We start from the raw sequence: 21,354 nt of genomic DNA on the forward strand, positions 1-21,354 counted from the left end.
TTATGTGGTCCTACATTCTCAAACGACTGCTGATCATGATTCCGACGTTGCTCGGCGTGATTACGCTGACCTTCGCGGTGATTCAATTCGTGCCCGGCGGCCCCGTCGAGCAGGTGATGCTCGAACTCAAGGGGCGTGGCGGCGGTGGCGAGGCGAGCGGGGGCGGAGGCGGCAGCGACTATCGCGGACGTCGAGGCATCGATGCCCAGCAGCTCGCCCAGATCAAGGCACTCTACGGCTTCGACAAAACGCCGATGGAGCGTTATTGGCTCATGCTCAAACGCTTCGCGCGCTTCGATCTCGGGCAGAGCTATTTCCATCATCAGAGCGTATGGTCGCTGATCGTCTCGAAGCTGCCGGTGTCGATTTCGCTGGGGCTATGGACATTCTTCCTCACTTACCTGATATCGGTGCCGTTGGGTATCGCCAAGGCGGTGCGCAACGGATCTCGCTTCGACACGCTCACGAGTCTGGTCGTGCTGGTGGGCTATGCCATCCCCGGTTTCGTGCTCGGCGTGTTGCTGCTGGTGCTGTTCGGCGGCGGTACCTTCTGGCAGTTGTTCCCGTTGCGCGAACTCGTCTCGGACAACTGGAGCGATCTGTCGTGGCCAGCGAAGATCATGGACTATCTGTGGCACATCACGTTGCCGGTGACGGCGTCCGTGGTCGGTAGCTTTGCCGTCATCACCATGCTGACGAAGAACGCATTCCTTGACGAAATCCGCCGTCAGTACGTGCTGACGGCGCGTGCCAAAGGATTGTCCGAGCGCAAGGTGCTGTTCAAGCACGTGTTCCGCAATGCGCTGATTCCGCTCATCACCGGTTTTCCGGCGGCGTTCATCGGCGCGTTCTTCGCGGGCAGCCTGTTGATCGAGACGTTGTTCTCGCTCGACGGACTCGGCCGCCTGTCGTACGAATCGGTACAGCGCCGCGACTATCCGGTCGTGCTCGGTTCGCTGTATCTGTTCACGCTCATCGGGCTGGTGACCAAGCTCATCTCCGACCTCTGCTACGTGCTGGTCGATCCGCGTATTCAATTCGATCGAGTGGAGCACTGACGTGACCCGATCCGCCACGCCATCGCAACGCCCGACGTCCTATACCGCATCGCGCTCGCCGCGCTGGCGTGTCTGGCGGCGCTTTCGCAGCCACCGACTCGGTTACTGGAGCCTTGTCGCCTTCGTCGTGCTGTTCGGCATCAGCCTGTTTGCCGAAGTCATCGCCAACGACAAGCCGTGGGTCGTGCGCTATGAGGGGCAGTGGTACTTTCCGCTGGTGAAGACGTATCCCGAAGCGACCTTTGGCGGCGACTTTCCGACGCCGACGGACTATCTCGATCCGTTCATCGAGGACCGCATTCGCGCGGGCGATAACTTCGCGATCTATCCGCCGGTGCGCTACAGCTACGACACCATCAACTATTTTGCGAAGGTGCCGAACCCGGCGCCGCCGTCGTCCGAAAACTGGCTGGGGACGGACGACCGCGGCCGCGACGTCTTCGCGCGGCTGCTCTACGGATTCCGGCTGTCGGTGATCTTTGCGCTGGCGCTCACAGTCTCGGGCACACTGCTCGGCATGCTCGCCGGTGCGGTGCAGGGTTTTTACGGCGGACGCATCGACCTCACGTTGCAGCGGCTGATCGAAATCTGGGGATCCTTGCCCGAGCTGTATCTGCTCATCATCTTCGCGTCGATCTTCGAGCCGCATTTGTGGTTGTTGTTCGTGCTGCTGTCGCTTTTCGGCTGGATCGGCCTGTCCGATTACGTGCGGGCCGAATTCCTGCGTAATCGTCAGTTGGATTACGTGCGCGCGGCGCGGGCGATGGGGCTGTCGAACTGGCAGATCATTCGACGTCACGTATTGCCTAACAGCATGACGCCGGTGATCACGTTCCTGCCGTTCCGCATGAGTGGGGCGATTCTGGCGCTCACCAGTCTCGACTTCCTCGGGCTCGGCGTGCCGCCGCCGACCCCGAGCCTTGGCGAACTGCTCAATCAGGGCAAGGCGAACCTCGATGCGTGGTGGATTTCGCTGGCGACGTTCGTCGTGCTCGTGCTCACGTTGATGTTGCTCACGTTTATGGGAGACGCCTTGCGCAATGCGCTCGACACGCGTGTCGCGGATAAGCAGGCCGCGGCCGGGGGGGCGATGTGAACGCGCCGCTCCTGAGTATCGAAAATCTCTCGGTGCGCTTCGGCGACACCGAGGCCGTGAAGGATGTGAGCCTCGCCATTGAGCGCGGCGAGCGGGTCGCGCTCGTCGGCGAATCTGGCTCGGGCAAGAGCGTGACGGCGCTTGCTATTCTGCGCCTTTTGCAGGACGCACAGATTCAGGGGCGCATTCTGCTCGACGGCGTGGATCTCGCTTCGGTGAGCGAGCGCGAAATGCGCGGGCTGCGCGGCAACGACGTCGCCATGATCTTCCAGGAGCCGATGACGGCGCTCAACCCGCTCTATCCGATCGGTGAGCAGATCGCCGAGGCGCTGGAGCTGCACGAAGGGCTGTCCAAGAAGGACGCCAGGTCGCGCGCCATCGAACTGCTGCGCCGCACGGGCATTCCCGAGCCGGAGCGGCGCGTGTCGCATTTCCCGCATGAGCTGTCGGGCGGTCAGCGTCAGCGCGCCATGATCGCCATGGCGCTTGCCTGCCGTCCCAAGCTGTTACTGGCGGACGAGCCGACCACGGCGCTCGACGTCACCATCCGCGCGCAGATCATCGAATTGCTCCTGGAGTTGCAGCGCGATGCCGCCGAGAAGCGCGGTATGGCGGTGCTGCTCATTACGCACGATCTGAATCTGGTGCGACGCTTCGCGCAGCGCGTGGCGGTGATGGAGAAGGGCGTGCTGGTCGAGTGCGCCGACACCGAGACGTTGTTCACGAATCCGCAGCATCCGTACACGCGCAAGCTCATCGACAGCCGTCCGCAGCGGGAGATTCATCCGGTGCTGCCGATTGCGCCGGTGTTGCTTGAAGGGAGGGGCGTGACCGTGGACTACGCGACGGCGCAGCCGGGTGTGCGCGGCTGGTTCCGGCGCGGTCGCTTCCGCGCGGTGCATCCGGTCGATCTATCACTGCGTCAGGGCGAGACGCTCGGGGTGGTCGGTGAGTCGGGGTCGGGCAAGACGACGTTGGCGATGGCGATGCTCGGTCTTCAGCACGCAAGCGCGGGGCAGATCGAGTTCCAGGGCGAACCGCTGGCATCATATCGAGGCACGAAACAACGCACCTTGCGCTCCCGCATGCAGATCGTGTTTCAGGACCCGTTCGGCTCGTTGTCGCCGCGTATGACGATCGAAGAAATCGTGGGCGAGGGGTTGGCGTTACATCGCCCGCAGATGAGCGAGGACGAGCGGCGGACCAAGGTGGCGGAAACGCTGCGCGAGGTCGGCATCGACGCGCGCGCCATGTCGCGCTACCCACATGAGTTTTCCGGCGGTCAACGGCAACGGATTGCCATTGCCCGGGCGCTCATCGTCGATCCGCAAATTCTCGTGCTCGATGAGCCGACGAGCGCGCTCGACGTGTCGATTCAGCAGCAGGTGCTCCATCTGCTGGCCCAATTGCAGATCAAGTACAACCTGAGTTACCTCTTCATCAGCCACGATCTGGCGGTCATGCGGGCGATGGCGCACCGTGTTCTGGTGTTCAAGGACGGGCATCTGGTAGAGCAGGGCGATACGGAATCGGTATTTTTTGATCCGCAGAACGCTTACACGCGGGAGCTGGTCGCGGCGGCCATGCTGTAGGTCCGTGACATTGCCGTGAAACGTCATATAACGTCGCGGAACATCGGCCAAATCGCAAATGATTGATTGTTAATGAAAATTTCCTGATTGCGCTGATTGTTTTTTTCTATTACCTTTTGACATCATGTGACGTTCACATTACTATCGCGTACCAATTAAGTTGATTATTCAACGAGTTAACCGGTCTCGTCAGAGGTCGGGTAAGACAACAAGTTCGGCGGTGGGTCAGCCGGGCGTGACTCGAAGGTTTTCAACACTGCAGCATCCTGTTGCAACTGACGAGCTACTCATCGGCCATCCGACTCAACCAACCCGGCGACCAATGCAGACGAAACCTCCGCGCACCCGCAAGACACTCCTTCTCGCGTTCACTGCCGCCGGCCTCGTCACCGCCTCGTTGACGGCGAAGGCTGACGACTATAACAATGGTCCGACCGCCGCAGCCCGCGCTGCCGCAGCGGCCATTCAAGCCAGCAACGCTTCCTCGAACACCGCAAACGTCACCACCGTGGCCACCGACGCCGCTCAGCCGGTCGTCGAAGAGTCGCGTGTGCAACGTGCGCAGAAGCTGCTGTCGAATGTGACGGACAAGGCGTCGGACGTCGTACTTGGCGCGCTGAATTACATCGGCGTTCGTTACAAGTACGGTGGCAACACGCCGGACAGCGGTCTGGATTGCAGCGGCTTCGTGCGCTATGTGTTCCAGGACACGCTCAATTTCATGCTGCCGCGCCGCTCGGAAGAAATGAGCCAGGTGGGCGAGCGCATTGCCAAGACCGATCTGAAGCCGGGTGATCTGGTGTTCTTCAACACCATGCGTCGCAGCTTCTCCCACGTCGGTATCTATATTGGCGGCGACAAGTTCGTGCACGCCCCGGCAACGGGCGGCAAGATCCGCGTAGAAGACCTGCGCGAATCGTACTGGTCGGCCCGCTACAACGGCGCTCGCCGTGTCGAGACGCTCAAGGCCAGCGCCGAACTCACGCGCGTCGAGCAGTTGTTCAAGAACGACCACCCGATGTAAGTCGTCGATTCCCGCGAGCTATGCGGGCGTCGATGCAAACAAAATGCCGCCCATTGGGCGGCATTTTTGTTTGGGGGCGCGGCGCACCGGCTTAGCGTGAGGCCTGCGGCATGCCTTTAGCCGCTTCCGACTGGGCGTCCGCCAGTTTGCGCTGGATCTCCGGCCACATCTTGGCGACCGCTTCCTCGCCCGCGAGAATCGCGCGGTTGCGCCCCTGGAAGTCCGAGGCCCCCATCTTCGCCAGCGACGGACGAATCACGACGTCCGCATTCTTCTCCAACTCGTACTGCTTGATCGACTGTCCCATGATCGTGAACGTCTGCATCAGGATGTCGAACTGGCCTTGCGTGGCCTGCGCCGTCGGATTGGCTGAGATGTCGACGGCGATGACAAAGTCCGCCCCCATCTGACGCGCATACTCCGCGGGTACCGGTGCGACCAGGCCGCCGTCGACGTAATCGCGACTGCCGATGTGCACAGGCTCAAACACGCCCGGCACGCTGCTCGACGCACGCACGGCCTGCCCGGTATTGCCGCGTCGGAACAGAATCGGTGCGCCGCTCTGCAAATCGGTGGCGACGATGCCCAGCTGACGCGGCATCTGCTCGATTGTGCGGTCCTTGAGCACCTTATTGACGTACGATTGGAGCGCCTCGCCGCGCAACATGCCGCGCGAGCGGAACGGCATCGTCCAGTCGCTGATCGAGGCCTCGTCCATCGTCGATGCCAGACGGTTCAGCTGGAAGCCGTTCAGGCCGGAGGCGTACATCGCCCCCACGACGCTCCCGGCGCTGGTGCCGACCACGATGTCGGCATGAATCCCGCGGGCTTCGAGCGCCTTGATGACGCCAACGTGCGCAAACCCGCGTGCGGCGCCACCGCCGAGTGCCAGACCGATCTTCAGCGGACGGATGACCTTGGGCGGCGTGAGGGGTGTGACCGGTGTCGTCGGCGTCTGGGCGACCGGCGGGACCGTCGTGGTCGGTGCCGACGAGGACGTGCCTTGCGAAACGCTCGGAGGTGCGCTGGCACACCCGGCAATCACGACAGTCACGGCGAGCGCGGCGAACGACATGCGCGCGGTTCGTGCGGCACCTGAATTACGTGAGCCGCAGGCCTGACGGGCGGGCGAGGGGGCGGGCACCGACACAACGGGGGCAGCGGCGGCTGTGGACTTCACGGCGCGACGCAAATTAGAGATCAACGACAACAAGGGGAAACTCCGGCAGGGCAGGACAAACGCACGCGGCACCTTGAATCGTTGTGATGGGGTGGCCGGTGCATCGACGCGCAATTTTACGGCGATTGGAGCGTCGAGGGCACTCATCAGTTCACTTTTCGAGGGTGTCATCAATGGAAGGTGACCTGACGCGGAACCTTTGGCGAAGTGCCCCGTCTTATCTGCCGTTACCCGCGTGGCCGGTCAAGTCCCGTCCGGTCACGTCCTCGCTGGTGCGTCGGCCACGCCGAACTTAATGCCGGTGACATCGTTTCTCGTCTCTTCGCCGTTCGGCATCTTTCCTCCCTCCCGTGATTTTCCGTCCTCGATAGTGAATATGTGAATTTATGAGAATGGGAATCATTTGTGTTAATGATGATTTTTCATTATCCTGTTCCTCTCTGTAAAACCATGACTGCGAGGGGAATATCCCATGAAGGCGAAGACGATCGGCAAACTGGCGCGATTGACGGTGCTCGGCACCGCAATGGCCGCGGCATTCGGCGCGCAAGCGGACACCCAAGGGGTGCTGAATCTTTACTCGGCGCGTCACTACCAGACCGACGAGCAGCTTTATGGCGCGTTCACCAAGCAGACCGGCATCAAGATCAATCGCATCGAGGCGGACGACGCGGCGCTGCTGGAGCGTCTGAAGAGTGAAGGGGCGAAGAGCCCGGCGGACGTCATTCTCATGGTCGACGCGGCACGTCTGGCGAAGGCGGACGAAGCCGGTCTGTTCCAGCCGACCAAGTCGGCCACGCTCGACGCGCGTATTCCGGCCAAGCTGCATGCCGCGAGTTCGAAGGCGGGCACGGATTGGTACGGCTTCTCCACGCGTGCGCGCGTGATCGTCTACAACAAGGACAAGGTCGATCCGAAGACGGTGCAGACGTACGCATCGCTGGCCGATCCGTCGCATAAGGGGCAGGTTTGCACGCGCTCGGGATCGCACCCGTACATGCTCTCGCTGGTAGGCGCGCTGGTTGCACGTGAAGGCGCTCAGGCCACACAGAAGTGGGCGGAAGGCATGGTGGCGAACTTCGCTCGCGCGCCGCGCGGTGGCGACACCGATCAGATCAAGGCAGTGGCGACGGGCGAGTGCGGCGTAGCGCTCGCCAACTCCTACTACTACGTGCGCATGGCGCGCTCGGACAAGCCGGAAGACAAGGCGCTCATGTCGAAGGTCGGTTTCATCTGGCCGGATCAGGCAGGCAAGGGCACGCACGTGAACGTCGCGGGGGCGGGCGTTGCCAAGCACGCGCCGAATCATGCGAATGCGGTCAAGTTCCTCGAATATCTGGCGAGCGACGAAGCGCAGCAATACTTCTCCAATGGCAACAACGAGTGGCCGGCCGTGCCGACGACGAAGGTCGACAACGCGGCGCTCGCCGCCCTCGGCGAGTTCAAGGCGGAAGACGTGCCCATCGGCACGATCGCCAAGAATCTGCCGGAAGCACAACGCATTCTGGATCGTGCGGGCTATAAGTGATGAAGTGATGGGAAGGGCGTCGTGAAGTGATGACGTCCTGAAGAAAACGGGCGCCGGAGAGATTCCGGCGCCCGTTTTCGTTTGCGGCGTTGCTCGCTCATGATGTCGATCGTGCGATGCGCGACGACGTCATGCTGCCTCACTCTTCCAGCAAGTCACCTTCTTCGCCCGGCTGATACATGTGGTAATCGCCGGTGGCGTAGACGCCCTTGTAGGCCGTCGACGAGGCGGCTTCGGCATCTTCGTCGTTATCGGTCTCGATGGGGTGCGTCTCGGCAATGCGAAGCGACTCGCGTACCTGCGGTGGCTCGCATTCGGTGATCAGACGCAGCGCTTCGGCTTCGTCATCCGCCACGACGTCGTAGGTGGTCACGAACTCAGGGGCGGGGCCATCCGGATCTTCGTCTTCCAGCGGCTCGTACCATTGACCTTCCACGATCAGATGCATCGCGCGGGCGGTGTCCGACTGTTCGTCGCGGGCGGCGCGCAGAGCCCACAGGGCGGCGTCGCTCCACTTATAGAGTTGCACGGCTTCCAGTGCGGTCGCGAGCGCCTTGTCGTGGTCGCCGGACTGCTTGTAAGCGTGCGAGAGCTCGGCCAGCACGTCGGCCATCGAGACGTTGCTGCCTTCTTCGTCGTGCTCCTGTGTGCGCAGCGCTTCGTAAGTGGCGATGGCCGCCTTCGGCTCGCCCTGTACGTTGAACAGGTGCATGCGAAGTGCGATGGCGTTCTCGATGAAGGCGCGTCCGGTTTGGGCGAGATGCGGGCTTTCGAGCGTGCGGTCGAGGCGCGTTTGTGCGGCCGCGAAATCACCCTGGCGCGTGAGGGCATTGGCGTGATTGAAGTCGACGATGACGAGGTCTTCGTCCGGCGCGCAATTGCCTGCGGCCTCGTAGGCTTCGATGGCGGCGGGGAAGCGTCCGAGATCGGAGCGATAGTTGCCGAGCAACTGCCAGAGCAGCCAGACGCCGGGCGCATGGGCGACACCGGCTTCGAGTACGGTCACCGCCTGTTCCATTTCGTCCATGTCGGCGTAGGCCATCGCCTGCACCTCATAGGCGCCCGAGTACTGCATCGACTCAAGCCGTTTGCCGATCTCCAGGGCCGTTTCGGGATCACCGGCTTCCAGGTGGGCGAAGGCTTCCGCCATCAATTCGTCTTTCTCGGACATTGCAATTTCTCCTTCGGGAACCGCTTTGGGGGAAGGCGTACCGGCGGCAGGCGCGCGGTATCGTCCCATCATATAACAGGCATCGTGACAGCCAGCATCGTCGCAGCGCGAGGCAATGCGTGGGCAGCACGGTGGGGTGTGCGGGGCAGGGGAGGCACGCGCCGTAGCGGTGCAATGAAAAAGCCGCGACGGGGTGTCGCGGCTTTTTTCGTGATGCGCGGGAGTGGGATCGTAACGATCAGCCGCCGCGGCGCATCAGGTCGAAGAACTCGGCGTTGTTCTTCGTCTGCTTGATCTTGCCAAGCAGGAATTCCATCGCTTCGGCTTCGTCCATATCGTAGATGAGCTTGCGCAGCACCCAGATCTTTTGCAGGATTTCCGGCTTGATCAGCAACTCTTCACGACGCGTACCCGACTTGTTCAGGTTGATCGACGGATAGACACGCTTTTCCGCCAGACGACGCTCAAGGTGCACTTCCATGTTGCCGGTGCCCTTGAATTCTTCGTAGATCACGTCGTCCATGCGGCTGCCGGTCTCGATCAGCGCCGTGGCGATGATCGTGAGCGAGCCACCTTCTTCGACGTTACGCGCCGCACCGAAGAAGCGCTTCGGGCGTTGCAGGGCGTTGGCATCCACACCGCCGGTCAGCACCTTGCCCGATGCCGGGATCACGGTGTTGTAGGCACGGGCCAGACGCGTGATCGAATCCAGCAGAATCACCACGTCTTCTTTCATTTCGATCAGGCGCTTGGCCTTCTCGATGACCATTTCCGCCACCTGAACGTGGCGCGTGGCCGGTTCGTCGAACGTCGACGCGATCACCTCGCCGCGCACCGAGCGCTGCATTTCCGTCACTTCTTCCGGGCGCTCGTCGATGAGCAGCACGAATAGCTTGGCTTCCGGATGGTTGGCCGTGATCGCGTGAGCGATGTGCTGGAGCATCACGGTCTTACCGGACTTCGGCGAAGCGACCAGCAGACCACGCTGGCCCTTGCCGATCGGGGCGATCATGTCGATGATGCGGCCCGTGACGTTCTCTTCGCCGCGAATGTCGCGCTCAAGCAGCAGCGGCTTGTTCGGGTGCAGCGGCGTGAGGTTCTCGAACATGATCTTATGTTTCGAGGCCTCGGGCGGGTGACCGTTGACTTTGTCGACCTTCACCAGCGCGAAATAACGCTCGCCGTCTTTTGGCGTACGCACTTCCCCTTCGATCGTGTCGCCGGTATGCAGGTTGAAGCGACGGATCTGCGACGGGCTGATATAGATATCGTCCGTGCTGGCCAGATACGACGTCTCGGGCGAGCGCAGGAAACCGAAGCCGTCCGGCAGCACCTCGAGCGTACCGTCGCCAAAGATGGTTTCGCCGGACTTTGCGCGCTTCTTAAGAATGGCGAACATCAGCTCCTGCTTGCGAAGGCGGTTGGCGTTCTCGATTTCGAGACCGTTCGCCATTTCTAGCAGCTCGGAGACGTGCTGGGACTTTAGTTCGGATAAATGCATACGGAGGTGCCGTCCGTTGGACGACAAGTGGATGATCAGGGAAAAGTGAGCGAACGCTCGAAGAACTTTGAGATGCTTTTGGGCGGATTATATAGCAAGCAGCGTCAGGTGCAAGCACTGTGCCGCTTGGCTGGTGCCGGGATGTCGCACTGTGGCGACAAAGGCCCCGGCACTTGCCGTCGACGATTTACAGATTGCCGTCGAGGAACGAGGTCAGCTGCGACTTCGACAGGGCACCGACCTTCTGGGCAGCGACAGCGCCGTTCTTGAACAGAATCAGCGTCGGGATGCCGCGAATGCCGAACTTGGCCGGCACGCCCTGGTGCTCGTCCACGTTGATCTTGGCGATCTGCACCTTGTCGCCGTATTCCTTCGACACTTCGTCGAGGATCGGGGCGATCATCTTGCAGGGGCCGCACCATTCTGCCCAGAAGTCGAGCAGCACCGGCTTGTCGGATTTCAAAACGTCCGCGTCGAAGCTGGCGTCGGTGATGTGCTTGATAGTTTCGCTCATGAGTATTGTTGCCTCGTCTGACTATTCGGAAACGTCCGATGAAAATGGCGCCATACGCCGTTTGTTTTCACCGACGCTGGAGATGTCACCCAGCTTTCGCGGGCGTGCATTCTCCATATGGAGGCTGCAATCGCGGGCTTCAATAGCGTTCGCCAATGCAGTTTGTGCTCATCTTAGCGGAAATTGCCGAGCCTTGCGCGCGCTGCTCCCACGCGCGTCGACGCGCCCGCGAGCGGCTTCCGTCCCACTTTCTTGCGCGTTGGGCTTCTGTTGACGCGTCGACTCTGGTAGAATCTGTTCCTGACGGGCCTCCTCGCATGGTGGCGCGGCCAATCTGGTCAGGTCGGGAACGAAGCAGCCACAGCCGTTTTCTACCAGTGCCGAGGGTCAGGCTCGTCACCTACTTCCTTGTTTTATCGATGTTCCTTGCGCGTTCTGCGCACTCCAAATTCCCCATGAAGCCTCATCGCGTTGCCCTCATTGTCGATGGGCAGGATGCGTTCGTCGTCTGAGTTGCCCTTGCTTGTGATGACGGCGTTCGTCTTGTCCCGCGTCTCGCGTGGTCTCGACGGGCTTGGTAGAATCGCCCAACATTTTTTTCTATCGCCCCGATAGCCTGCCGAATCTGGCAGGAAAATCGCGTCCGATCGGGCGTTGACATCGGTGCGGAAGCCCAACGCCGAACTGTTACAATTTGGCATGACCTATCAAGTACTCGCGCGCAAATGGCGCCCCAAAGGCTTCTCGACCCTGGTGGGCCAGGAGCATGTCGTGCGTGCGTTGACGCACGCGCTCGAGCAACAGCGCCTGCATCACGCCTATCTGTTTACCGGCACGCGCGGCGTCGGCAAGACGACGCTTTCGCGCATTCTGGCCAAGGCGCTCAATTGCGAGACGGGGATTACGGCGGAACCTTGCGGCGTCTGTAAGGCGTGCAAGGCCATCGACGAAGGGCGCTTCGTCGACTACGTCGAAATGGACGCGGCCTCGAACCGTGGCGTCGACGAAATGACGTCGCTGCTCGAAAAGGCGGTCTACGCACCGGCGGACGCGCGCTTCAAGGTCTACATGATCGACGAGGTGCACATGCTCACCGGGCACGCCTTCAACGCGATGCTCAAGACGCTCGAAGAGCCGCCTGCGCACGTCAAATTCATTCTTGCGACGACCGATCCGCAGAAGATTCCGGTCACCGTGCTTTCCCGCTGTCTGCAATTCAATCTGAAGCAGATGCCGGCAGGGCATATCGTGTCGCACTTGACGAACATCCTCGGCGAAGAAGGGATCGAGAACGAACCGCAAGCATTGCGTCTGCTCGCCAAGGCGGCGGGGGGCAGCATGCGCGATGCGCTATCGCTCACCGATCAGGCCATCGCGTACGCTGCCGGACCGCTCACCGAGACGGCCGTGCGCGGCATGCTCGGCGCAATCGATCAGAGCGTGCTGGTGCGTTTGCTCGACGCGCTCAAAGACGAGTCGCGTACCGATCTGCTCGCGATCGCGGACGAAATGGCCGAGCGCAGCTTCTCGTTCGCATCAGGGCTGCAGGATCTCGGCAGCCTGCTCCACAAGATCGCACTCGCGCAATATGCGCCGCAGGCCGTGTCCGACGACTGGCCCGAGGCGGCAGACGTGCGACGTCTGGCCGAAGCGCTGTCGCCCGAAGCGGTTCAGCTCTATTACCAGATCGCCACGCGTGCGCGCGGCGAACTCGGTCTCGCGCCCGACGAATACACCGGTTTCTCGATGGCGCTGTTGCGCATGGCGGCGTTCACGCCACTGCTCGCGGGCGGCACGCTCGCCGAGCCGCCGACGCCGCAGGTCGCAGGCGCTGCGCGAGCGATGCCTGCCACCGCGTCGGCCGTGCCTGCACCGTCGCGCACCGCGATGGGAGGCGAGCCGACGCCGCGTGCATCGACCGCGCCGTCCGCACCTGCAGCCACGTCGGCGGCACCGGCAGCACAGCCGGAAGCGCGCCGCGCACCGGCCGCACGCAGCAGCGCGCCGACCGACGGTGCACCGATGTCGCCTGCACGTGCCGCGCTTGCCGCGTTGAACGCGGGACGCAAGGGCACTGCAGGGCGCGCCGGTGGCAGCACCAACGCCAATCGCGCTGGCACGGCACGCGCGTCGGACGAAGCACCGGCCGGTGCCGATCCGGAGCCCGAGCCTGCGGCATCTGCTGGGGCGTCAGCCGCAGCACCCACCCCGGCGGCAGCACCGCGCGCCTGCGTCTATCGCGAAGCCGACGGAGTCGCCCCGGTCTTTACGGGTGAATGGCCGGCACTGGCCGCAGAAATCCCGGCGCGGGGTCTCGCACAGCAATTGGCCTTCCAGAGCGAACTGACGGAAGTGGCGGGGCGCGCCTTGCACTTGCGCGTACCGCTGCGCCAACTGGCGGATGCGGCGACCACCGACAAGCTGCGTCAGGTGCTCGCGGAGCACTTCGGCGCCGACGTGCAACTGCACGTCGAACTGGGGCAGGTCGGCACTACCGCTGCTTCGCTGGCAGCGGAAGCCGCTGCGGCGCGGCAACGGGCGGCCGAACAGGCGATTGCCGACGATCCGCTCATGCGTGAGCTGATCGAGGAATTCGACGCCCAGATCCTTCCGGGAAGCATTCGCCCGGTACAATAAGCAAGTTCGCTTTCGTAAATGGACGACGGATTTTCGAATCCTTATCCCTAAACGCACGTTTGGTGTCTTCCTGTCGACCTGACAGACCATGAACGCGCTGCGTGAAAGCACCCAACAGGCACCCCACACGATTTACTAGGAGTCAAGATGCTGAAAGGAAACATCGCGGGTCTGATGAAACAGGCTCAGCAAATGCAGGAAAACATGAAGAAGGCGCAAGAACAGCTGGCTCAGATCGAAGTTGAGGGTCAGTCGGGCGCGGGTCTGGTGAAGATCGTGATGACCTGTGCGAACGAAGCGCGTCGCGTGACCATTGATCCGAGCCTGCTGGCCGACGACAAGGACATGCTGGAAGATCTCGTGACTGCGGCGATCAACGACGCCACTCGCAAGGCTAAAGCAACGGCTGAGGAAAAGATGGGCGGCCTGACCGCCGGTCTGCCGCTGCCGCCGGGCTTCAAGATGCCGTTCTGAGCCTGACCGGTCAGCTTCCATAGAAAGACGACGCATGCCCCAGCTCCAGCTCTCGAGCCTTCAGGAACTCGTCGACGCCTTGCGCGCGTTGCCGGGCGTCGGCCCGAAGTCCGCCCAACGTATCGCCTACCATCTGTTGCAACGCGACCGCAAAGGCGCGGTGCGGCTGGGCGAGGCGCTGGTGCATGCCTCCGAGCAGATCCGCCATTGCGCGCGCTGCAATACCTTTACCGAAGTGGAAATCTGCGAGACGTGCCTCGATCCCGAGCGCGACACAAGCTTGTTGTGCGTGGTGGAAACGCCCGCCGATCAGAACATGCTTGAGCAGACAATGACCTTCAAGGGGTTGTATTTCGTCCTGATGGGCCATCTCTCGCCGCTCGACGGCGTGGGGCCGGGCGAGATCCATTTCGAGCAACTAATTCGCCGCGCCACCGATGGCCTGGTTAAAGAAGTGGTGCTCGCCACCAACTTCACCAACGAAGGTGAAGCCACCGCTCATTACATCGGACAGACGCTCAAGGCGCGCGGTTTGCGCGTCAGCCGGCTCGCGCGAGGCGTGCCGGTGGGAGGCGAACTGGAGTATGTGGACGCCGGCACGATCGCCCGTGCAGTCCTCGACAGACATACGCTCTGAGCATGACGCGGACGTGACGCTGTCCGCTTTTGCGCGTAAGTACTCGTACTCTCATCCAATCGGATTAGCTGTTATTCGCTATATCTGGTCATACCCCCGTCCTCTAGACTGAACCTGCCGACTTGGGGACCCAACAATACGGGGAATACCATAACTCCCGGGCGGCGTGGGGCCGTTTAACCTGTCGCGCATATCCCGGTCTGAGACCTAATAACTGTGCGCAGGCACTGCTTAGGCAGGGAGTTAAGGTATGGCTAACGATACCGGGCGCACCCTGATTTACGCTTCCCGAAAGCACAACGACGGATTGCTGTCGTTTTTGGGAGAGCAAGGCTGGCAAGTCGTGCCGGCCAAGAGCGCCAGCGACGTCGGTCGCATTCTCAATCCGGGGGTCACCAGCGCAGCACTCATCGACCTGGCGAGCGGTTATAGCGACCGCGAGATGGGCGCGTTCGAGTCCTGCATGCAACCGGCAACGGTCGGCTGGGTTGCCGCGACAAATCCTGAACAACTCTCGACGACGTCGATCCGTCGCCTCATTCGCGACTATTGTTTCGACTACGTCAACGTGCCCTGCACGAACGATCAACTCGCGCATTCGATCGGGCATGCATGGGGTATGGCATCGCTCTGTGAAGTGCCGATCATCACGCCGCAAGTCGGCGGCGATCAGGAAATGGTCGGCACGTGTGAAGCGATGCAGCAACTCTTTCGCACCATCCGCAAGGTGGCCAATACCGATGCCCCGGTCTTCATCTCGGGCGAGTCGGGCACGGGCAAGGAACTGAGCGCGGTGGCGATCCACGAACGCTCGCTGAGCGCGAAGGGACCGTTCGTGGCCATCAACTGTGGTGCGATTCCGCCACATCTGATGCAGTCCGAACTATTTGGATACGAGCGTGGGGCCTTTACCGGCGCGAACGCACGTAAAGTCGGTCGCGTCGAGTCCGCCAACGGCGGCACGCTGTTCCTCGACGAAATCGGCGATCTGCCCATCGAGAGTCAGGCGAGTCTGCTGCGCTTCCTGCAACAGGGCGCGATCGAGCGTCTGGGCGGCCACGAAGTCATTCCGGTCAATGTGCGCATCATTTCGGCGACACACGTCGATCTGGAGACGGCCGTGAAAGAAGGGCGTTTCCGGATGGATCTGTTCCATCGTCTGTGCGTGCTGCGCGTGGACGAACCGCCGCTGCGCGCGCGCGGGCAGGACATCGAAATTCTTGCCCATCACGTGCTCCAGCGTTTCAAAGGCGACAACCATCGCAAGATCCGCGGCTTCACGCAGTGCGCGGTGCAGGCGATGTACGAATATCATTGGCCGGGCAACGTGCGCGAGTTGATCAACCGCGTACGCCGGGCGATCGTGATGGCCGATAGCCGTATGATTTCGGCCAAGGATCTCGACCTTCTGCCGTGGGTGCCGACGCTGGTGCGCACGCTTGAGGAAATTCGCGCGGAGGCCGAACGAACGGCCATCGAGCAAGCGTTGCTGCGCCACTGTCACCGTCTGACGGATGTGGCTGCAGAGTTGGGAATCTCGCGCATTACGCTGTACCGCCTCATGTGCCGGTACGGATTGCGCGGCGACGAATCGGGCGTGCCGGCCTGATATCTTCTGGCGAAGAGAGGGCGACCGTCCTGCGATGAGCAGGGCGGTCGTTTCTTTTTGGGATCCTGAATATTACGCAGTCGATGCGCTGTGCAATGTACTGGGCGATGCATCGACCGATGCGTCCGAAAGGCGTGAAAACATCGCGCGTCAAACGCATTTCCCCCACCCGTTTTGCGCCGTCGTCGCATTTTGCGACTGCTGCCATCGCCAATAACGACGGGCGATTCCGGGCATTCCCATGATGTCTTTCAACGCCGCCATTTCATACGCTTTGCGTTGCCTCAAGTTTCGAAATATCGCGTGCGAGGGTTGTCCCGAACACACATCAAAGATGAAACATCCGGGGTGAAAAGCGCGCCGTCGAAAAAATCGGGCGACTGTGACGGACCTGTGTCGTTTCGTTTCGGCCCCCACAATCTGCCGCAAATTTGTCACGCGAGACCCTTGCAAACAGGGCGTTTGCGGCATGCGTCGCTGCTCGCGCCGATATCGTTCGTAGTTCGGAATGTTTGAGATGTGCGTCGATGACGTGACAAACGCCGTCTGGCCCCCCTCACGTATCAATGCTGAAACGTTTTCGGCCACTCGTCCTGGCGTGCCAGCAGGGCCGAAAATTTAACGTCAATGTTTTCAAGTACTTAAGTAGGGTGGCACGGAAGTCGCTTTATTGGTCCGGGCAAGGAGGACACAGCGATGCGAATTCTCACCACCGAAATGCAGTACCGCGTACGACACGGCGCAGGCGCACTGAGTGCTGCCATCGTTGTGGCGCTCGGACTGTGTGCTGCACCGGCGCAAGCGCAGGACAACATCTCGCGCTCGCCGCTCATGCAGCTGGCAATGCTTACCGGCTCGATGGTGCCGGCATCGTTCACGACGCCGTCGATGCCCGCCGCCCCGATTTCCGATGCGGATGCCGCCATCGCGGCGCCAGTCGCCGACGCCACCTCTGTGGCGCCGGAGCAAGTCCCCGCAGTGGCCGGCAACGACGACAGTCAGACCATCGGCGCGTCGAATATGCCGCTCGCCGCCGCCCGTATCGACGACGAACAACTGGGAAGCCAGCGCGGCCGCAATTTGCAGGGCGCCGCGATGGTCAAGTCGCCCGGCATGGCACTCGCCAATGGTGTGACGTTGTGGGACGAACTGCCCGGCGGTGTGACGCCGACGCCGCGTCCGCAGCAACTGTCGAACGGCGTGGGCAATGTCCAGGTGACGCGTGTGACCTACACCACGCGGTGATCGACATGACCCAACTTTCATTCTCGCCTGCTGTGTTCGCCACGTTGCTCGTGGCGCTCACACCGGCGGTGCTTCCCGGCCACGCCAAGGCCGAACCGGCGACGCCGGGCGATCTGGTGATCGAGCGCAACATCGGCCCGGAAATCGCCTATCGCGGCCTGCCGCGTGTGGAGAACCCGATCGGCATCGCCGTTCCGGCTTTCCCGACCGGACCGTTCAATACGGCGATGGGCGCGGTCAATCAGGTGACTGACAGCGAACTGACGGGACGCGGTAATGCCGGTCTTATCACCAGTTCCGTGCAGTCGGGCATCAATCCGGTGATGGGCGTGCTTGTCGGCAACGCCCGCGGCGGCAACGCGCTGAACACGTCCAACGGTGTCGGCGGCGGCTTCGGGGCGGGTGCAGGCGGTGGCGGCGGTATCGGCGGCATCGGTACGCTCGTCCCGTCGGTGATCAGTTCGGCGCTTGCACCGCTCACGTCGATCGGTGCAGCAGGAGCGGCGAAATGAGCGCACAACGCAATTCTCTGCGCGCCATCGCGCTGGCCGCTTCGACCGCTTTGACCGTCATCAGCGGCGTGTCGCACGCACAGGACATCTGGATCACGAACGGTGAGCTGACCGGCACGCACGCCACCATCGAGAACGGCGCTGCGGTCGGTGTGACCGGCGCGCTCGGTGTGAATCAGGCTGCGGGCGTGAATAACGCACAGGCCAACAGCACCGTAATTTCCAACGGCGGGGGCCTTACGGCCGGCACATCGAGCACGAATCAGCAGGCACTCGTCACGACGACGACGGGTGCGGCAAGCGCCGCAATTCAGGGCAATGCATTTTCAGGCACCTCGGGGGTGACGCAAGTCAACCAGGCGAGCGGTGCCGGCAATCTTCAACGCAACGCGACCGTCATTGTGACTGGCGATGCGTCTGGAGTGGCGAGCGTATCGGATACGGCACTATCCGCTGCGATCTCCAAGGGTGGCCCGACTGGCCACAACAACCTCAACGATCAGTTCCGCACGGCGTCGATTTCCGGTGATGCCTTCCGCGGGGTGAGCGGTGTGTTGCAAGTGAACCAGTCGGCTGGGATAGGCAATGTAACCGCAAATGTTTTTGTGCTCCGTCCCCCGGCGGGCACATCTTTTTAACTGGGTAACTCTCTCGTCAAGGAGATGGTCATGAAAACGAAAGCAATTGCAGCGGCTGCACTGCTGGTAGCAACGGGAACCGCTATGGCTTCCCCCAATCACCAGCAATATAGCTTCTCGTTCATCGGCAACGAGACCAACGTTCTGAACCTGGTCGGCATTTTCGGTCTGGTCGGCATTCGCGGCTGCGTCACGGTGGACAACACCGGCAACGCCGTCGTGCAAAGCAACCAGAGCGTCGATGTACACGGCGTGAACCTTAAGGGACCGCTGATGGGCACTTATGTCACGGGGCATGTGACGACGGGTGTCGATTCGAAGACCACCACGGTTTCGAACACGGGCGGCGCTTACCTGATCGGCGGCGCGACCACCACGTCGTATAACAACACGACGTCGTGGGTCAATGCAGAAGCCAACGGTCACCTGAACACCAGCCAGTCCTTCCAGGCCGGTGCCGGGTATGTGGCAGGTCAGTCCAGCTCCGGCTCGGGCGGCTTCATCGCCGGTGGCGGCTATCAGTATTCGAACATCGCAGCGGCTGGTGGCATTATCGGTGGCGGCATCATTCCGCTGCCGGGTGGCCTGGCACTGTATGGCGGATACATCGTCGGCAACGCTGGCGCCGGTCAGGGTTCTGCATGGGGTGGCTACGCCTACGGTCAGCAGTCGCAATCGGCCGCAGGGTTCCTCGCCGGTGGCTTCCTGAACACGCAGAAGAGCTTCGACGCAGCGTTCCATGGCCTGTTCAACGAAGGTCAGGCGTCGGTCTCGAGCGAGTCGATTGCCGCAGGCGCACTGTGGGGCTTCTCCGATACGTACACGAAGTCGACTGCATGGCAGAAGGGCGCCATCACGGTGCACTTCAACACGGCTACGTATCAGACGATGGGCGCAACGCTCGGCAACGGTGCATTGGCTAACGCCAACGGCAACGTCGGTGTGAACGTGGCGGCCGGTGCAGATAACGCACAGGCCAACAACGTCGCGATCGCTTCGCTCAACGCACAGCCGGTGTATGCCTCGGCTCAGGTGTTTGCGAACCAGTCGTCGAAGGGTTCGGCCAGCCTGTCGCAGTTCATGGTCAACGCCAGCGTGGGTGACAACGCCCTTGCAGGTGCGACGGGTAACGTCGGTGTGAACGTGGCCTCGGGTATCGGCAACGTGCAGGGCAACAGCCTGGCAGCAGCAGTCTCGCAAGGCGCGACCGGCTGGTACAAGGGCGGTGCAGCTAACTCGACGGCGCAAACCGACCAGACGGCCAGCATGAAGGCCTCGGGTGACTTCGTGGCCAACGCAGCACTTGGCACCGGCGCACTCGCCTGGGCTAGCGGCAACGTGGGTGTGAACGTGGCAGCCGGTATCGGCAACGTTCAGGCCAACAACCTCGCCATCTCGGCAATCAAGTGATGTAGCTAACCGGTCCGGGAGTTTTCCCGGACCGGTTTTTTCATGAGGTGTGTCATGAATGATGCGCGTCGTGCCGTTGTGAGGATCGCTACTGTTTGCGCTCTGGCGTGCGCAAGCGTGGCCGGGCACGCGCAGTATGCATCGGTGAACCTGGAATCTTCGACTGGTGTACCGGCGGTCAAGAAGATGCGCTCGTTCAAATCGATGCACTACGTGAATCTGGTCCAGCAGGAATACGACTTCAGTTGTGGTTCCGCAGCACTGGCAACGCTGCTGCGTTATGGCTACGGGATCAACATTCCCGAGACCGAAATGATTCAGCGAATGATGGCGTTCTCCAACCCGGACACCGTCATCAAGAACGGGTTTTCGATGCTCGACATGAAGAAATTCGTGGAGACGCTCGGACTCGAGGGGCGCGGATTCAAAGTCGACGTGAGTGCGCTTTACGACCTGAAGATCCCGGTCATCGCGCTCATCGACGTCAACGGCTATCAGCACTTTGTGGTCGTCAAGGCAGCGAAGGACGGACGTGTCTTCGTGTCCGACCCGGCGCTGGGCAATCGAATTATCGAGCAAGCCGATTTTGCCAAGCAGTGGAATGGCTTGGTGCTGGCGGTCATCGGCAAGCCGTTCCTGGAGGACTCACCGCTGCTCAAAGGAAACGAATCCCTGGCTGCCAAGTTGCGCGATGGAGCGCTGGCGACCGGGACGTCACCGACCCCGATGGTGGACTTCGGCATCATCCGGGCGGACCTGTTTTGAGACCAGACCATCATGAATCGATACGTCCCGATGCTGGCCATCCCGTTGTTTGCAGGCGCCGTGCCGGCGTTCGCATCCAACGTGATGCCTGAGGGCTGGACGCCTGTGAGCGATGAAGTGCTCTCGCACGCGACCGGCAAGTACGCAGAACAGAACATGATCACGGGCTTTCAGCTCGTGATGCAGTCGCAGTGGCAGATGCCCAACGGCGCGAGCCTGCTCGCCACCGGTGTGCTTGGTGTGAATCAGGGCCAGGTGCAAACCGGCTCGTCGACGGCCATCATCCCGGGCGTCGTGAATGCTGTCGCCCCGACCACGCAAGCGGTGACCGGCGCCGCCAACGCACTGGTCAACGGGGTCGCACAGATTACGCAGGTTGCGGGCGATGCCAACAACGCGCTGAACAAGGCCATCATCCAGTACGGTCCGGGCGTGTCGCTCGCGCTGCTGGTGCCGATCAGCAACAAGTCGACGAGCAACTCGAGCACCACGGTCGGTAACCTGAGCGCGAGCGTGGCGATCAGTTCGGCCGGTATGCAGCTCTCGCTCAACACCCCGAACGGCAATCTTGGACAAAGCGTTGCCGGCGGTGCGGGGGGAGCCATGAACCAGATCATGCAGGTCGTTCAGGTGGCAGGGAACGCGCAGCAGGTGATGAACACCATGCAACTGAGCCTGCAGACAAGCGCGCTGACGTCGGGCGGACTGCGTCAGCTCGGCATTCAGAACGCGATGGCGAATATGGTCGCCATTCGGCATTGAT

At 61.8% G+C, this 21,354-nt stretch carries 19 protein-coding genes and 1 other RNA gene; 16 read left to right on the top strand and 4 right to left on the bottom strand.

Annotated elements, in window-relative coordinates; genetic code table 11:
• Positions 1–2 precede the first annotated feature (2 nt).
• The 4 genes from PAN31117_RS13285 (at position 3) to PAN31117_RS13300 (ending at position 4,770) form a co-directional block, all read left to right on the top strand.
• The gene (locus PAN31117_RS13285; RefSeq protein ID WP_046291582.1) at positions 3–1,058 is read left to right on the top strand and encodes a microcin C ABC transporter permease YejB; all 1,056 of its coding nucleotides are present in this window, start codon (positions 3–5) and stop codon (positions 1,056–1,058) included.
• Between the two features lies 1 nt (position 1,059).
• Positions 1,060–2,154 (top strand): ABC transporter permease, encoded by a 1,095-nt coding sequence (locus PAN31117_RS13290; RefSeq protein WP_150738600.1) that lies wholly within the window; start codon positions 1,060–1,062, stop codon positions 2,152–2,154.
• Entirely contained in the window at positions 2,151–3,746 is a 1,596-nt protein-coding gene (locus PAN31117_RS13295) for an ABC transporter ATP-binding protein (RefSeq protein ID WP_150738601.1), read from the top strand. The genes PAN31117_RS13290 and PAN31117_RS13295 overlap by 4 nt, the downstream gene beginning before the upstream one ends.
• 322 nt (positions 3,747–4,068) lie before the next feature.
• On the top strand, positions 4,069–4,770 hold the full coding sequence (locus PAN31117_RS13300; RefSeq protein WP_150738602.1) for a C40 family peptidase: 702 nt from the start codon (positions 4,069–4,071) through the stop codon (positions 4,768–4,770).
• A gap of 91 nt (positions 4,771–4,861) precedes the next feature.
• On the opposite strand, the gene PAN31117_RS13305 is transcribed toward PAN31117_RS13300, so the two are convergent.
• Entirely contained in the window at positions 4,862–5,914 is a 1,053-nt protein-coding gene (locus tag PAN31117_RS13305) for a patatin-like phospholipase family protein (protein ID WP_150738698.1), read from the bottom strand.
• 508 nt (positions 5,915–6,422) lie between these two features.
• Between PAN31117_RS13305 and PAN31117_RS13310 the strand changes: the two genes are divergently transcribed.
• Entirely contained in the window at positions 6,423–7,478 is a 1,056-nt protein-coding gene (locus tag PAN31117_RS13310) for an extracellular solute-binding protein (RefSeq protein ID WP_150738603.1), read from the top strand.
• Between the two features lie 139 nt (positions 7,479–7,617).
• On the opposite strand, the gene PAN31117_RS13315 is transcribed toward PAN31117_RS13310, so the two are convergent.
• The 3 genes from PAN31117_RS13315 to trxA all read right to left on the bottom strand — a co-directional run bounded on the left by PAN31117_RS13315 (position 7,618) and on the right by trxA (position 10,664).
• The gene (locus PAN31117_RS13315) at positions 7,618–8,649 is read right to left on the bottom strand and encodes a tetratricopeptide repeat protein (RefSeq protein ID WP_174990946.1); all 1,032 of its coding nucleotides are present in this window, start codon (positions 8,647–8,649) and stop codon (positions 7,618–7,620) included.
• A gap of 238 nt (positions 8,650–8,887) precedes the next feature.
• Positions 8,888–10,150 (bottom strand): transcription termination factor Rho, encoded by a 1,263-nt coding sequence (gene rho / locus PAN31117_RS13320; RefSeq protein ID WP_039399112.1) that lies wholly within the window; start codon positions 10,148–10,150, stop codon positions 8,888–8,890.
• 187 nt (positions 10,151–10,337) lie between these two features.
• Positions 10,338–10,664, bottom strand: a complete 327-nt coding sequence (gene trxA, locus PAN31117_RS13325) for a thioredoxin TrxA (protein WP_039399110.1) — start codon at positions 10,662–10,664, stop codon at positions 10,338–10,340.
• Positions 10,665–10,966: 302 nt separating this feature from the next.
• Here trxA and ffs point away from each other — a divergent pair.
• From ffs to PAN31117_RS13380, 11 genes are all read left to right on the top strand, one after another.
• An RNA gene (gene ffs, locus PAN31117_RS13330) (signal recognition particle sRNA small type) lies at positions 10,967–11,065 on the top strand.
• 298 nt (positions 11,066–11,363) lie between these two features.
• Positions 11,364–13,301, top strand: coding sequence for a DNA polymerase III subunit gamma/tau (dnaX, locus tag PAN31117_RS13335; RefSeq protein ID WP_150738605.1), 1,938 nt, complete (start codon positions 11,364–11,366; stop codon positions 13,299–13,301).
• A gap of 147 nt (positions 13,302–13,448) precedes the next feature.
• Positions 13,449–13,775, top strand: coding sequence for a YbaB/EbfC family nucleoid-associated protein (locus tag PAN31117_RS13340; RefSeq protein WP_150738606.1), 327 nt, complete (start codon positions 13,449–13,451; stop codon positions 13,773–13,775).
• Between the two features lie 34 nt (positions 13,776–13,809).
• Positions 13,810–14,412 carry a recombination mediator RecR gene (recR, locus tag PAN31117_RS13345; protein WP_150738607.1) on the top strand — a complete coding sequence of 201 codons (603 nt, stop codon included), beginning with the start codon at positions 13,810–13,812 and terminating at the stop codon, positions 14,410–14,412.
• A 250-nt stretch (positions 14,413–14,662) separates the two neighbouring features.
• Complete coding sequence (locus PAN31117_RS13350; protein WP_150738608.1) at positions 14,663–16,021, top strand: sigma-54 dependent transcriptional regulator; 1,359 nt, start codon at positions 14,663–14,665, stop codon at positions 16,019–16,021.
• Between the two features lie 696 nt (positions 16,022–16,717).
• The gene (locus PAN31117_RS13355) at positions 16,718–17,266 is read left to right on the top strand and encodes a hypothetical protein (protein WP_150738609.1); all 549 of its coding nucleotides are present in this window, start codon (positions 16,718–16,720) and stop codon (positions 17,264–17,266) included.
• A 5-nt stretch (positions 17,267–17,271) separates the two neighbouring features.
• Complete coding sequence (locus tag PAN31117_RS13360; protein ID WP_150738610.1) at positions 17,272–17,778, top strand: FapA family amyloid fibril periplasmic chaperone; 507 nt, start codon at positions 17,272–17,274, stop codon at positions 17,776–17,778.
• Positions 17,775–18,416 (top strand): FapB/FapC family functional amyloid domain-containing protein, encoded by a 642-nt coding sequence (locus tag PAN31117_RS13365; protein ID WP_150738611.1) that lies wholly within the window; start codon positions 17,775–17,777, stop codon positions 18,414–18,416. The genes PAN31117_RS13360 and PAN31117_RS13365 overlap by 4 nt, the downstream gene beginning before the upstream one ends.
• Positions 18,417–18,446: 30 nt before the next feature.
• Complete coding sequence (locus tag PAN31117_RS13370; protein WP_150738612.1) at positions 18,447–19,826, top strand: FapB/FapC family functional amyloid domain-containing protein; 1,380 nt, start codon at positions 18,447–18,449, stop codon at positions 19,824–19,826.
• A gap of 54 nt (positions 19,827–19,880) precedes the next feature.
• Positions 19,881–20,591, top strand: a complete 711-nt coding sequence (locus PAN31117_RS13375; protein ID WP_370855755.1) for a C39 family peptidase — start codon at positions 19,881–19,883, stop codon at positions 20,589–20,591.
• Between the two features lie 12 nt (positions 20,592–20,603).
• Positions 20,604–21,353: a peptidase C39 gene (locus tag PAN31117_RS13380; RefSeq protein ID WP_150738613.1), complete on the top strand. Its 750-nt coding sequence runs from the start codon at positions 20,604–20,606 to the stop codon at positions 21,351–21,353.
• The last annotated feature ends 1 nt before the right edge of the window (position 21,354 follow it).

This window comes from Pandoraea anapnoica, from assembly GCF_902459765.1.
Classification (GTDB): domain Bacteria; phylum Pseudomonadota; class Gammaproteobacteria; order Burkholderiales; family Burkholderiaceae; genus Pandoraea; species Pandoraea anapnoica.